Origin of the sequence: Flavobacterium nitratireducens (assembly GCF_029625335.1) — a bacterium.
Classification (GTDB): Bacteria; Bacteroidota; Bacteroidia; order Flavobacteriales; family Flavobacteriaceae; genus Flavobacterium; species Flavobacterium nitratireducens.
Genome location: NZ_CP121111.1, coordinates 2,353,336 through 2,366,304 on the forward strand (window position 1 = coordinate 2,353,336; position 12,969 = coordinate 2,366,304).

The 12,969-nt window shown below is 36.0% G+C and carries 15 protein-coding genes, 1 pseudogene and 1 riboswitch; all 16 genes and pseudogenes read right to left on the bottom strand.

Annotated features, from left to right (window positions below):
- Positions 1-6: 6 nt before the first annotated feature.
- Positions 7-1,128, bottom strand: a complete 1,122-nt coding sequence (thiH, locus tag P5P90_RS11095; protein ID WP_278034746.1) for a 2-iminoacetate synthase ThiH — start codon at positions 1,126-1,128, stop codon at positions 7-9.
- Between the two features lie 93 nt (positions 1,129-1,221).
- Entirely contained in the window at positions 1,222-1,998 is a 777-nt protein-coding gene (locus P5P90_RS11100; RefSeq protein WP_278034747.1) for a thiazole synthase, read from the bottom strand.
- Positions 1,979-2,617 (bottom strand): thiamine phosphate synthase, encoded by a 639-nt coding sequence (locus P5P90_RS11105; RefSeq protein WP_278034748.1) that lies wholly within the window; start codon positions 2,615-2,617, stop codon positions 1,979-1,981. The genes P5P90_RS11100 and P5P90_RS11105 overlap by 20 nt, the downstream gene beginning before the upstream one ends.
- A complete protein-coding gene (locus P5P90_RS11110) occupies positions 2,610-3,365 on the bottom strand; it encodes a hydroxymethylpyrimidine/phosphomethylpyrimidine kinase (RefSeq protein ID WP_278034749.1) in 756 nt (251 codons plus the stop codon). The genes P5P90_RS11105 and P5P90_RS11110 overlap by 8 nt, the downstream gene beginning before the upstream one ends.
- Entirely contained in the window at positions 3,338-3,937 is a 600-nt protein-coding gene (locus tag P5P90_RS11115; protein WP_278034750.1) for a thiamine phosphate synthase, read from the bottom strand. Before P5P90_RS11115 ends, P5P90_RS11110 begins: the two co-directional genes overlap by 28 nt.
- 59 nt (positions 3,938-3,996) lie before the next feature.
- Positions 3,997-5,820, bottom strand: a complete 1,824-nt coding sequence (gene thiC, locus P5P90_RS11120) for a phosphomethylpyrimidine synthase ThiC (protein WP_278034751.1) — start codon at positions 5,818-5,820, stop codon at positions 3,997-3,999.
- Between the two features lie 114 nt (positions 5,821-5,934).
- Entirely contained in the window at positions 5,935-6,141 is a 207-nt protein-coding gene (thiS, locus tag P5P90_RS11125) for a sulfur carrier protein ThiS (RefSeq protein WP_278034752.1), read from the bottom strand.
- A 68-nt stretch (positions 6,142-6,209) separates the two neighbouring features.
- A riboswitch (TPP riboswitch) is annotated at positions 6,210-6,305 on the bottom strand.
- A gap of 160 nt (positions 6,306-6,465) precedes the next feature.
- Positions 6,466-7,026 carry a DNA-3-methyladenine glycosylase I gene (locus tag P5P90_RS11130; RefSeq protein WP_278034753.1) on the bottom strand — a complete coding sequence of 187 codons (561 nt, stop codon included), beginning with the start codon at positions 7,024-7,026 and terminating at the stop codon, positions 6,466-6,468.
- 2 nt (positions 7,027-7,028) lie between these two features.
- Entirely contained in the window at positions 7,029-7,676 is a 648-nt protein-coding gene (locus P5P90_RS11135; protein WP_278034754.1) for a queuosine precursor transporter, read from the bottom strand.
- A gap of 131 nt (positions 7,677-7,807) precedes the next feature.
- Positions 7,808-8,584 (bottom strand): annotated as a pseudogene (locus P5P90_RS11140) (carbohydrate kinase family protein).
- 148 nt (positions 8,585-8,732) lie between these two features.
- Positions 8,733-9,404 carry a glycoside hydrolase 100 family protein gene (locus tag P5P90_RS11145; RefSeq protein WP_278034755.1) on the bottom strand — a complete coding sequence of 224 codons (672 nt, stop codon included), beginning with the start codon at positions 9,402-9,404 and terminating at the stop codon, positions 8,733-8,735.
- Complete coding sequence (locus P5P90_RS11150) at positions 9,373-9,858, bottom strand: transposase (RefSeq protein WP_278034756.1); 486 nt, start codon at positions 9,856-9,858, stop codon at positions 9,373-9,375. The genes P5P90_RS11145 and P5P90_RS11150 overlap by 32 nt, the downstream gene beginning before the upstream one ends.
- A 90-nt stretch (positions 9,859-9,948) precedes the next feature.
- Complete coding sequence (tsf, locus tag P5P90_RS11155; protein WP_278034757.1) at positions 9,949-10,911, bottom strand: translation elongation factor Ts; 963 nt, start codon at positions 10,909-10,911, stop codon at positions 9,949-9,951.
- 147 nt (positions 10,912-11,058) lie between these two features.
- Positions 11,059-11,823 (bottom strand): 30S ribosomal protein S2, encoded by a 765-nt coding sequence (gene rpsB / locus P5P90_RS11160; RefSeq protein WP_278034758.1) that lies wholly within the window; start codon positions 11,821-11,823, stop codon positions 11,059-11,061.
- A gap of 176 nt (positions 11,824-11,999) precedes the next feature.
- Positions 12,000-12,386 (bottom strand): 30S ribosomal protein S9, encoded by a 387-nt coding sequence (rpsI, locus tag P5P90_RS11165; RefSeq protein ID WP_278034759.1) that lies wholly within the window; start codon positions 12,384-12,386, stop codon positions 12,000-12,002.
- On the bottom strand, positions 12,386-12,841 hold the full coding sequence (gene rplM / locus P5P90_RS11170) for a 50S ribosomal protein L13 (protein WP_278034760.1): 456 nt from the start codon (positions 12,839-12,841) through the stop codon (positions 12,386-12,388). Before rplM ends, rpsI begins: the two co-directional genes overlap by 1 nt.
- Positions 12,842-12,969: the final 128 nt, after the last annotated feature.

A 12,969-nucleotide genomic window follows, 5' to 3' on the forward strand; every position in this document is an offset into this window, starting at 1 on the left:
GTTAATCTAAAATTTAAAATCAAAAGTTCTATCCCAATCTTTCCAAACAGGTTCGTATCCTCTTTCGGTAATAATTTTTGCAATTTCTGCTACTGAACGTTCATCACTAATTTCAAATTGCTCCAATGATTGTGGGTCAACCACATAACCTCCTGGATTGGTTTTAGAACCTGCACTCATACTGGTTGTTCCAATTGGGATGATGTTGTTTCGAAATTTTTCATTTTCTCGGGTTGAGATTGAAATTTCCAAATCTTCATTCCACAAGCGATAGGCGCAAATTAATTGGGTTAAATCTTTGTCGTCCATGATAAAATTAGGTTCGATAATGCCTTCGGCAGGTCGTAATCTAGGGAAAGAAACAGAGTATTTGGTTTGCCAATAGGTTTTTTGCAAATAATACAAATGCAAGGCATTGAAAAAACTATCGGTGCGCCAATCTTCCAAACCTAATAAAACGCCTAAACCTATTTTGTGAATTCCTGCTTTTCCAATGCGATCAGGAGTGTCAAGACGGTAATCAAAATTTGATTTTTTACCCTTGGTATGGTATTTTTTATACACTTCCTGATGGTAGGTTTCCTGATACACCAATACCGAATACACGCCAGCCTTGTGCAAACGTTCATAATCATCCTGTGAAAGCGGTTGGACTTCTACTGAAATAAGGGAAAATTGTGCTTTTATTTGTTCTATTGCGTTAAGGAAATAATTGATATTTACCGTATAATTGGCTTCGCCAGTAACTAACAGAACATGATCAAAACCCAAATTCTTCAAGGCTTGAGCTTCTATTTTGATTTCAGAATCCGTTAGGGTTTTACGCTTGATTTTATTATCTAAACTAAAACCACAATAGGTACAAATATTTTGGCATTCATTGCTTAGATACAAAGGCGCATACATTTGGATGGTTTTCCCAAAACGTTTCTTAGTCAGTTCGTGACTTTTTTGGGCCATCAATTCTAAGTAGCCTTGGGCAGCAGGAGAAATCAATACCAGAAAATCATCCAGATTTCTTTTGGATTTTGCTAAGGTTTGTTCTACTTGCCTAGTTGTAGTGTTATAAATTTTGGATTGAATTTCGTTCCAGTTGTATTGTTCAAAAACCGATTTAAATGTTGTCATAGCTTTTAACCTCAAAGGGCACAAAGATTTACGCAAAGTTCGCTAAGCTTTGCGTTCTTGGCGCTTTGCTTTGCGAACTTTGCGGTTAAAGTATTATTCATATAAAAACGCCGTCAAAGGACTCGAAGCTACCGCCTGATTGAATTGCTGTGCTAATTGGGCTTCGTAAGCTTTTCGACCAGCAATAACGGCTTCTTTGAAAGCTTCTGCCATTAGTTTTGGATTTCCGGCAACCGCAATTGCGGTATTCACAAGAACAGCATCTGCTCCCATTTCCATAGCTTTCGCAGCGTCTGAAGGAGCTCCAATACCCGCATCAATAATTACAGGAACCTTAGACTGTTCGATAATGATTTCCAGAAAATCAATGGTTTTTAATCCTTTGTTGCTGCCAATTGGCGATCCTAAAGGCATAGCTGCTGCTGTTCCTACATCTTCTAAACGTTTGCACAAAACAGGATCGGCATGGATGTAAGGTAAAACGATAAAACCCAGTTTAGCCAATTCCTCTGTTGCTTTTAAGGTTTCAATGGGATCCGGTAAAAGGTATCTTGGATCAGGATGAATTTCGAGTTTTACCCAATTTGTTTCCAGTGCTTCTCTGGCCAATTGTGCTGCAAAAACAGCTTCCTTGGCATTTCTAGCACCTGATGTATTTGGTAATAAATTGATTCTAGGGTGTTTTAAATGCGATAAAATAGCATCGGTATCCGTTTCTAAATCGACACGTTTTAAGGCTACCGTTACTAATTCGCTCTCCGAAGCCAGAATTGCTTCTTCCATTTGAACATTCGAACCAAATTTTCCTGTTCCTAAAAACAATCGTGAATTTAGTTCTTTATCACCAATTTTAAATGTTGACTGGTTCATATAATGTTTCATTAAGTTTTGTTATTAATTCGGTTTTGTTGTCGTTTTCGGTAATTAATCCCGAAACAGCAATGCCATGAATTCCTGTTTGGATTATTGCAGGAACATCCTCTAATTGAATACCACCAATCGCATAAATTGGAGTTGAAATTCCCAGAAGTCTTAATTCTGTTACCATATTTTGGTAGCCTTCCAGACCTAAAATCGGACTTAGATTGTCTTTCGTTTTAGTAAAACGGAATGGTCCCAAACCAATATAATCAGCTCCTTCTTTGATTTGTTTTTGAACGTCTTCCAAGGTGTTGGCAGTACCACCAATAATTTTATTTGGTCCTAAAATTTCTCTGGCATTCGATATTTTCATGTCTTTTAGACCTAAATGAACGCCATCAGCATTGATTTTTTGAGCTAAGGAAACATTGTCGTTAATGATAAAAGTAGCTCCAAATTCAGTGCACAATTTTTTTACGGCTTCCGCCATAGTTTCCATGTCTTCAGACGTTGCTTTTTTAAAACGAAGCTGAATCCATTTGCAACCATGTTCTAAGGCTTGACTAATGTTTGCTAATTGCTCGTCAACGGAGTTTCCCTGTGAGATATATTGAAAACGATTATACATAATGATTTCCTAGTAGTTTTGGGGTTGATAATAAAAAGTTTTCGGTATATGCTTTGGCATTTTTACAGGCTCTTAACAGTTCTTGTTCTAAGGCAATATTGGCAGTAATTGCTGCAGATAAAACACAGCCTGAACCGTGTTTTTCGTATATATGAGTAGTATTTGGCGAAAGCCTGAAAAAGTGTTGCTGACTATGTAAAAAATCAGTGCCAATTTCGTTAGGATTATGCCCGCCTTTTAATAAAATAGCGCAGTGTTTCGATATTTTTTCAGTAATGATTTCGATAGTAGCTTCTTTAGTGTCTAATTTCAATATTTCATTGTAATTGGGAGTGATGAGTTCGATTTCTTTTAGAATTGCAACTAAATCATTTTGGTTTTCAATATTCAGAAAATCAAATTCGGTAGTCGATTTTAAAACGGTATCCCAAACTATTTTGGTTTTTGGCGAAAGTTTTTTTATCAAAAAAACAATTTCTTTTAAATAAGGCAGAGAGGGAACAATTCCAATTTTGACTGCTTTGATGTTGTAAGAGCCAAATAAGGTTTCAATAGATTGTAAAACGAATTCTAGTGCTGTCCATTGGATGTTCACAAATTCATTTTCAGTTTGTATTGTATTAGCAGTACAAACAGCCAAGCCATACACCTGATGTTGTTCAAAGGTTTTAATATCGGCCAAAACTCCTGCACCAGCCGAAGGATCAAAACCGGCAATGCTTAAAACGAAAGGGCGATTTGTTGGCATAATTTAAAATTTTGAATTGGATTTTGGCTGTTCCAAATGGTTCCTAATAGGGCTACATCATCAAAACCTGCTTTTAAAGTGGTTTCAATATTCGAAGCCTGAATTCCGCCTAAAGCAATGAGTTGGGTTTTGAAATTGGTTCGGTTATTTATAGCTGTCAAAAGATTCGTTTTTGAAGCATAATTTGGTTTCGAAATACTCTCAAAAACCGGACTTAAAAAAGCGTAGTCAAATTCGGCAGCCAAAGCATTAAATTCTTCAACGGAGTGAGTAGAAGTTGATTTTAAGAACCTACAAGGTTTTGATAACCTTGCAGGAGAGTTAAAAGTTTCTGTTCTCATTTTTTCTGTGAAATGAATTCTATTCATTCCTAATTCTTCTGCTAATTGATGATGACTGTGTAAAACCAGTTTATTTCGAAATTCCAATCCAATAGCAGTTACAAATTTTTTCATTTCTTCAGCTGAATATTCAGGTTTTCTAACATGCAATAATTCCAGTCCTTCCTCAAAAAGAGAATGGATTATTGGGATTTCGTTTGCTATCGCAGTTGGATTGGAAAAGACTATCATGTTATGGGGTATTAAGTATCAAGATTTTAGTCTTAATACTTAATACTAATGTCTTGATACTAAGAATAAATCTCTTTTCCTTGCTCAACAAACTCCTCTGATTTCTCTTGCATTCCTTTTTTGGCTTCTTCTACATCACGGATTTCCTGTGATATTTTCATGGAACAGAATTTAGGTCCGCACATCGAACAGAAATGCGCTACTTTGGCACCATCAGCAGGTAAGGTTTCATCGTGAAATTCTCTTGCTGTATCTGGATCTAATGATAAATTGAACTGGTCTTCCCAACGGAATTCAAAACGGGCTTTGCTCAAGGCATTGTCACGGTATTGTGCACCCGGATGCCCTTTGGCTAAATCGGCAGCATGAGCGGCAATTTTATAGGTAATCACTCCGTCTTTTACATCTTTTTTGTTAGGTAATCCTAAGTGTTCTTTAGGGGTTACATAACACAACATCGCACAGCCGTACCATCCAATCATCGCAGCACCAATAGCCGAAGTAATGTGGTCATAACCCGGAGCAATATCTGTCGTCAACGGACCTAAAGTATAAAATGGAGCTTCAGAACAATGTTCTAATTGCTTGTCCATGTTTTTCTTAATCATGTGCATCGGTACGTGTCCTGGTCCTTCGATGAAAACCTGAACATTGTGTTTCCAAGCGATTTTTGTCAATTCGCCCAGCGTTTCTAATTCGGCAAATTGAGCAGCATCATTTGCATCGGCAATAGAACCTGGACGTAAACCATCTCCCAAAGAGAAAGCCACATCGTATTGTTTCATGATTTCGCAGATTTCTTCAAAATGCGTGTAAAGGAAGTTTTCTTTGTGGTGAAACAAACACCATTTTGCCATAATCGAACCACCACGAGAAACAATTCCAGTTACACGATTAGCTGTCAAATGAATGTATCTTAACAAAACTCCCGCATGAATCGTGAAATACGAAACGCCTTGTTCTGCCTGTTCAATCAAAGTATCTCTGAAAATTTCCCAAGTCAGGTTTTCGGCAATTCCGTTTACTTTTTCCAAAGCTTGGTAAATGGGTACTGTACCAATTGGCACTGGTGAATTTCGAATAATCCATTCTCTGGTTTCATGAATGTTTTTTCCGGTAGATAAATCCATAATGGTATCGGCTCCCCAGCGGCAAGCCCAAACCGCTTTTTCTACTTCTTCTTCGATGGAGGAAGTTACCGCACTGTTTCCGATATTAGCATTGATTTTTACCAAGAAATTACGACCTACAATCATCGGCTCGCTTTCTGGGTGATTGATGTTATTTGGAATAATAGCACGACCGGCTGCTACCTCAGAACGAACAAACTCTGGAGTGATTTTGTTTTTTGGTATATTCGCACCAAAACTATGTCCTGCATGTTGGCATTTCATTGCCGGAGTTGCATTTTCTAATTGTTCGATGCGTTGGTTTTCACGAATGGCAATGTATTCCATTTCAGGCGTAATAATTCCCTGTTTGGCATAATACAATTGGGTCACATTCGCTCCTTTTTTGGCACGCATGGGTTTGTGTAGGTATTCAAAACGCAAATGATTTAATTTTTCATCGGCTAAGCGTTCTTTTCCGTAATTCGATGTGATTTCGATTAATTCTTCCACATCGCCACGGTCTAAAATCCATTGTTCGCGAAGGCGTGGTAATCCTTTGCGAATATCAATTTCGATGTTTGGATCGGTGTAAGGACCAGAGGTGTCATAAACAGTAACGGATGGATTGTGTTCTGCTCCGCCTTTGGCCAGTTTAGTGTCGGATAATTTGATTTCGCGCATCGCCACTTTTATCGGGTGGATTTCTCCATCTATATAGACTTTGGTCGAATTAGGGAATGGGATTCGGGATATTTTTTCTTCGTTATTCATTTGTTTGAAGTTGTGAGTTATGAGTTATAGTTATGAGTTTTTGCAAACGATACATTTTTATTGTAGGATTATTTTGTTTGGAGTAACTGCAAACTGAAATCTGCAAACTGAATACTATCCGCCCTGTGTAGCAGAAATAATCAAAATATCGTCAGTTTCGGATAGGAGGTGACTGTTCCAATTGGATTTTGGAATCACATTGTTATTTACGGCTACAGCGATGCCGTTTTGTTTTTGCGGAATTTCAATATCGAGCAAGGCTTGAATGCTCAATGCTTCTACTTGAAATTGTTTGGTTTGATTGTTGATTTTTAGTTCCATTCTCGTATTTTTTTAAATGAAAAAATACTTTAGGAATGGCTACAAGGTGACCCAAAAAATGGGACTACGGAAGTCATCTTACTTTTCCCTACGCTAGTATGAACTAGATCAGGTTCAGAGGGTAAAATCTCAGCCTGCTAATGCAGACACCCCTAAAGTGTGCGTCAAATGTAGTTAAAAAGTTAGAAGTTAGAAGTTAAATGATAGAAGTTTAACAATTTTGTGATTTAAAAGAAGTATTTTTCACTTCAAGTTTTAAACCATTAAGAAGTTTAGTTGATTAAGAAACTTAACTTTCTTAATTTCTTAATGGTGAAACTTTTACTATTTTCTTGTAAAACAGCTTTCGATATGATCGTTGACCATTCCAGTGGCTTGCATGTGGGCATAAACTACGGTAGATCCAACGAATTTGAATCCGCGTTTTTTTAAATCTTTGCTAATGGCGTCCGATAGTGGAGTAGTGGCAGGAACGTCTTTAAGGGTTTTGGGTTTATTATCGATAGGCTTTCCATCAGTAAATCCCCAGATGTATTTAGAAAAACTGCCAAATTCCTCCTGAACTTTCATAAAGGCAACAGCATTAGAAACAGTAGCCCGAATTTTTAACTGATTGCGAATAATACTCGGATTGGCCATTAATTCCTGAATTTTATCTTCCGGATATTGGGCTATTTTTTGGTAATCAAATTGGTCAAAAGCTTCACGAAAGCTGTCTCTTTTTGCCAAAACAGTGTACCAACTCAATCCTGCCTGAAAGGTTTCCAGAATTAAAAATTCGAATAATGTAGCATCATCATAAACCGGAATTCCCCATTCTTCATCATGGTATTTACGGTATAAATCGTCTTTTTCGCACCAGGTACAGCGTGTTTTGTTTTCCATGTTTATTTACTGTGAATGTATTTTTCAATTAGCGAATGCCCAAGATAAATCAATGGAGTCAATAAAATAGCAATAGTCAACTTTACAAAATAGCCTGTAAATGCTGAAGCGATATATTGTTCTGTATTAATTTTTCCAGTCATCCAAAAAGCGATTCCCAATACTATAAAACTGTCAAAAAGTTGCGAAATAACAGTGGAACCCGTACTTCTTAGCCAAATCATTTTGTTGCCTGTTTTTCTTTTGAAAAAGTGAAAAATGGTAACGTCGATTAATTGGGAAACGAGGAATGCTGTGATGCTTCCTACAATAATCCACATACTTTGTCCAAAAACGGCATAAAACTGTTCATCGGTCACTAATCCATCGCCTTTGACTGCGGGTATTTTTAAGGCAACATACAATAGCACAAAGCAGTATGCAATTAAACAAGCGGTGATCAGGGAAAGTTTTTTTACTCCTTTTTCTCCAAAATATTCATTAATTAAATCGGTTGTGACAAATACGACAGGCCAGGGCAGAATTCCAACACTCATTAAATATGGTCCTACGTAAATGAGTTTTCCTCCTATTAATTCGGCGACTACTGCATTGGTAATAAATATTCCAGCAAGAATGATATAAACAATGTCTTTTTTGGATTGAAACATATTGTAAGATTTGATTCAACCAAATTTAGTTTTTTTATTTTTAGAAATAGTATTTAATAAAAAAGTTCCACTTTAAAATTTAAAATGGAACTTAATCGGATTTGTTTTAGGGTAAAGTTTTTATAGTTGTTTTATGACTCTTCGATTTGAACATTATCTGGAAGTTGTCCAAGATGCTGCAATTTGATACTGGCTAATTTTTGTGCAGTTTTGATACACTCTAGCGGTTCTTTTTGCTGTAATTTGCCATATAAAAAACCTGTCCAGAAAGCATCTCCTACCCCTGTAGTGTCTTTGATATTTTCAACTAAAGGCGCATTTTTATGGGCTGTTCCTATTGAAGAATCCCAAAGGACTACTCCGTTTTTTCCTTTTGTTAAACAGATGCTTTTTGCACCTAATTGGCTGAAATAATTAATTATAAAATCGTCGCTTTTAGTTTCATTAAATAATCGAAAACAATCGTCATCACTTAATTTTACTAAAGGTTTAGTAGCAAGATATTTTCTGATAGTTTCAAAAGCTTCGGCTCGGTCAGGCCATATTTTTTCAGAATAATTTAAGTCAATACTGGTTTGTAATCCCATTTGGGATGCTCTTTCGGCTTTATTTAAAATAGTTTCGCGAGCTGGGTTTTTGCTTTAAGCGAAACAGGTGGTATGATAAATTTTGGCTTTTTCTAATAAAACATCTGGTATTTGTGTTTCATGGATATGGTAATCTGCTTCTCTATAAGGAATAAATTCAGGAGTATCGCTTGATTTTGTTACAAAAATTACCGAGGATGGATAGTGTTCTTGCTCTTTTACATGAGCCGTGTTCACATGACTTTCATTGAGTTTTTTTAGCATAAAATGACCAAGTCCATCCTTTCCACAACTGGCTACCAAAGCGGTTTTTAGTCCTATTTTCGAACTTTATATGGCGACGTTAGTTGGGGATCCTCCCAAAAAACGGCTGTAATTTTCTATTTCGGCTATTGGAGTATTAATTTCATGACCAATGAAATCTATGAGTAATTCCCCTATACAGATAATGTCGATTGTTTTTTCCATTTTAAATCAATAATTTAAAATTAGTTGTGATTCCTTGGGTCAATAGCACTGTTGCGGCTGCACTCCAAGTACAAAAAGGGACTCCATTTACTGCTGTTGTTTCGGTATTGAAGTTTTCATAGAAACTAAAGTCTTCTTTTGCATTAGCATTATTAATTGCGCTTAGAAGTGTTTTAGCCACTTTAACTTGTTTTTTGTTCAATAAGGCTAAACCATAAAATCCATTTACCATGGGCCAGCTCCCTCCGTTATGAAACTCGTTTGGATAATTTCTAAATTCGTATTTGAAATTGTTTTTTAATAAATTCCAGTCGGCATCTGTTTCTGTGATAGGAGGCCAAAAGGCAGGAAGAATTCCTAATTTAGTTTCGGTTCTGGTTTTTTCTGCATGTTGAATTATGGCTTCCTGAAAATCTTGTGCCCCAATGTTTAACAGTAAAGCTAAGGAATGAGCAAAAGCATCAAAGGGGGTTTTGTATCCCGCAGGGGAGAAGGAACAAGGCATGAAATTAACTAGTTTTAAATCATTGTATGTTCGTTCATGGTATTTTTCGCCTGTTGTATTTGGAATAAAATTAGATTCGATTTGATCTTTTATTTGCTCAATTTTAGTACTGATATTGACATCATTTGCAAAATAATTATAACTTTTTAACGCCCATATTCGTAACAATTGATCGTATAAAACATAACCATCTGTAATGCTTTAAAGAAATTAAACCTTCACTAGCTAACATTAAAACAACTTGCTTGAAAATTTCTTTAAAAGAATCTTTGAGTTTATTGGTTCTAAATCTACTAATGGTATTGTGGTCCACCACTGTCATACCAGTAAGCCACATAAAATTTATATTTTCTCTTATGGCCAATTCAATTTTTCGAGAAGAATAAACATTGTTCATGTAGGCATACAACATGACTTTAAGTAACATTTTGGGATGATACGCTGGGTTACCTTCTTCGCTGTAGGCTTTGAGTAGGGGTTTGATATTGATTGATTCTACAACCTGATTTACAATACGAACAGGATGCTGGGCTACAATAAATTCATCAAATGAATAAGGTAAAAGGGTGGTTTGATTTTGATTGTAATGTTTAAATTTCGTCTTCAGAGGACTTAAAATCAACACTTAAATATAAGCTAAATCCTGTTGTAAAAAAAAAACTGCCTCAAGTTGTGAGACAGCTTCTTTTTGTATTTCAGAATACGGTTTGGATTATCCTAAAGTAACTCTTTTGAAACCTGAGATTTCAACATTGAATCCTTTAACATAGTCACCCACTTTTTTACTGTCATCTTTGATGAAGTTTTGATCTAAAAGAGCTTTCTCTTGATCTAAAGTAGTGTTGTCAGAAATAAAACGTTGTACTTTTCCAGGGATGATTTTATCCCAGATTTGTTCTGGTTTTCCTTCTGCTTTTAATTCAGCTTTAGCATCTTCTTCTGCTTGTTTCAATACTTCTTCAGTTAATTGAGCATAAGAGATGTATTTAGGAACATTTTTCAACGTTTTTCCTAAACGAGCAGCTTCTTCATTTTCTTTTTCGATTACAGCAATACGAGCTTCAAGTTCAGAAGCGATGAAAGCAGGATCGAAATCTTTGTAAGATAATGTGTCAGCTCCCATAGAAGCAACTTGCATAGAGATATCTTTAGTTAATGTCTCAGCGTTAGCAATTGGAGCAGAAATAGCTGTTAAAGCAGCAATTTTGTTTACGTGAACGTAAGATCCAACGAAAGCACCTTCTAAGATTTCAAAACCACCGATTTCGATTTTCTCACCGATAACCCCTGTTTGCTCGATTAATTTCTCAGCAACAGTGATTCCATTGAAATCAGAAGCTAAAAATTCTTCTTTAGAAGAGAAATTGATAGCTCTTTCTACTAAATCTTTAGCTAAAGTAACGAAAGATTCATTTTTACCTACGAAGTCAGTTTCGCAGTTTAAAGTGATGATTGCACCTTTAGTTTTGTCAGCATTAATAAAAGAAACAGCAGCTCCTTCAGAAGACTCACGGTCAGAACGGTTAGCAGCTACTTTTTGTCCTTTTTTACGTAGGTTTTCGATTGCTTTGTCGAAATCTCCTTCAGCTTCAACTAAGGCTTTTTTACAGTCCATCATTCCGGCTCCTGTAGCTTGTCTTAATTTATTTACGTCTGCAGCAGTAATTGTTGCCATAATGTATTTTTTATTTTAATGTTAAAAGTAAAAATTCCAATCTTCAAATCCCAAATTCCAAGGTTATCAGAAAGTTAAAAATCTGATTTTGGAATTTGCCAGCCTGTCGGCAGACAGGGATTTAAAATTTGGAATTTAAAATTTGATTTATTCTTCAGTAGCTGGAGCAGCTTCAACAGCTGGAGCTTCTTCAGTAGCTTCTTCTGCAACTTCTTTTTCAGCACCTCTTTCAGAAAGTCCTTCAATAACTGCAGTAGTTACTATAGATAAAATTTTCTCAATTGATTTAGAAGCATCATCATTGGCTGGAATAACGTAATCAACTTCACGTGGATCAGAGTTAGTATCAACCATTGCGAATACTGGAATGTTTAATTTTTGTGCTTCTTTTATTGCGATGTGCTCAGCTTTGATATCTACTACGAACAATGCAGCTGGTAGTCTTGACATATCAGCGATTGAACCTAAGTTTTTTTCTAATTTAGCACGAAGACGATCTACTTGTAAACGCTCTTTTTTAGATAGCGTGTTAAAAGTACCATCTTTCTTCATTTTATCAATAGAAGACATTTTTTTAACTGCTTTACGGATAGTAACAAAGTTTGTTAACATTCCACCTGGCCATCTTTCAGTGATGTAAGGCATGTTTGCAGCTTTTGCTTTTTCAGCAACGATGTCTTTTGCTTGTTTTTTGGTAGCTACGAATAAGATTTTTCTACCTGATGCAGCGATTTTTTTCAAAGCTTCATTAGCTTCTTCAATTTTAGCTGCAGTTTTATATAGGTTGATAATGTGAATTCCATTACGCTCCATATAAATGTAAGGAGCCATGTTTGGATCCCATTTTCTAGTCATGTGTCCGAAGTGAACACCTGCTTCTAGTAATTCTTTTACTTCTACTTTGTTTGCCATTTTTGTACTAGTTTACGTTCTGTTGATTAGCAATGTATAAATGGCGACATGATCGGCTTTATACATTTAGATGCTAAACTATTTCCTACCTCGATAGGAGAGCAACAATAACTGTGTTTTTTAATTTCAATAAATAATTGATAAAGTCTTGCACTATCTGTACAAGACAGGTAATATTAACGTTTAGAGAATTGGAATCTCTTACGAGCTTTCTTCTGACCGAATTTCTTACGTTCAACCATTCTTGGGTCTCTTGTTAATAATCCTTCTGGTTTTAAGATAGATCTGTTTTCAGCGTTTGCTTCACACATAGCGCGAGCGATTGCCATTCTTACAGCTTCTGCTTGACCAGTAATCCCACCTCCGTAAACATTTACATTTACGTCAAAGTTTTCAGCGTTTTCTGTCATAGACAAAGGTTGCATCACTTTGTATTGTAAAGTAGCTGTTGGGAAATAAGTTGCTAATTCTTTTTTGTTTACAGTGATTTTTCCTGTTCCTTCTGAAACATAAACACGTGCAACAGCGGTTTTTCTTCTACCGATTTTGTGAATAACTCCCATTACTTAAGATCGTTTAGGTTAACAGTTCTTGGTTTTTGGGCCGCTTGTTTGTGCTCAGAACCAACAACAACATTTAAATTTCTGAAAAGTTCAGCACCTAATTTGTTTTTAGGTAACATACCTTTTACTGCTTTTTCTACTAGAGCTGCAGGGTTTTTAGCTTGCAATACTTTAGCAGTTAAAGTTCTTTGTCCTCCTGGATAACCTGTATGACGCATGTAAATTTTGTCGTCCATTTTGTTACCTGTAAGGTTGATTTTTTCAGCGTTGATAACAATAACGTTATCTCCACAGTCCACGTGTGGGGTATAGCTTGGCTTGTACTTTCCTCTTAAAATCATAGCGACTTTAGAAGCAAGACGTCCTAAGTTATGACCCTCTGCATCTACAACGATCCACTCTTTAGTAGAGTTTGCCTTTGTAGCTGAAATTGTCTTGTAGCTTAATGCGTTCACAATAAAAATTTTTTAATTAAACATTCCGTCCCCAATAAAGGGGTTGCAAAAGTACAATTAATTATTTTAAATACAAATCCAAAAATAAATAATTTTATTTGGTTTCTATGCTGATTATCAATTGGATA

Excerpts from the sequence above, each read along its gene's own strand:
- thiH (WP_278034746.1), bottom strand. The coding sequence starts at position 1,128 with ATGACAACATTTAAATCGGTTTTTGAACAATACAACTGGAACGAAATT.
- P5P90_RS11100 (WP_278034747.1), bottom strand. The coding sequence starts at position 1,998 with ATGAACCAGTCAACATTTAAAATTGGTGATAAAGAACTAAATTCACGA.
- P5P90_RS11105 (WP_278034748.1), bottom strand. The coding sequence starts at position 2,617 with ATGTATAATCGTTTTCAATATATCTCACAGGGAAACTCCGTTGACGAG.
- P5P90_RS11110 (WP_278034749.1), bottom strand. The coding sequence starts at position 3,365 with ATGCCAACAAATCGCCCTTTCGTTTTAAGCATTGCCGGTTTTGATCCT.
- P5P90_RS11115 (WP_278034750.1), bottom strand. The coding sequence starts at position 3,937 with ATGATAGTCTTTTCCAATCCAACTGCGATAGCAAACGAAATCCCAATA.
- thiC (WP_278034751.1), bottom strand. The coding sequence starts at position 5,820 with ATGAATAACGAAGAAAAAATATCCCGAATCCCATTCCCTAATTCGACC.
- thiS (WP_278034752.1), bottom strand. The coding sequence starts at position 6,141 with ATGGAACTAAAAATCAACAATCAAACCAAACAATTTCAAGTAGAAGCA.
- P5P90_RS11130 (WP_278034753.1), bottom strand. The coding sequence starts at position 7,026 with ATGGAAAACAAAACACGCTGTACCTGGTGCGAAAAAGACGATTTATAC.
- P5P90_RS11135 (WP_278034754.1), bottom strand. The coding sequence starts at position 7,676 with ATGTTTCAATCCAAAAAAGACATTGTTTATATCATTCTTGCTGGAATA.
- tsf (WP_278034757.1), bottom strand. The coding sequence starts at position 10,911 with ATGGCAACAATTACTGCTGCAGACGTAAATAAATTAAGACAAGCTACA.
- rpsB (WP_278034758.1), bottom strand. The coding sequence starts at position 11,823 with ATGGCAAACAAAGTAGAAGTAAAAGAATTACTAGAAGCAGGTGTTCAC.
- rpsI (WP_278034759.1), bottom strand. The coding sequence starts at position 12,386 with ATGGGAGTTATTCACAAAATCGGTAGAAGAAAAACCGCTGTTGCACGT.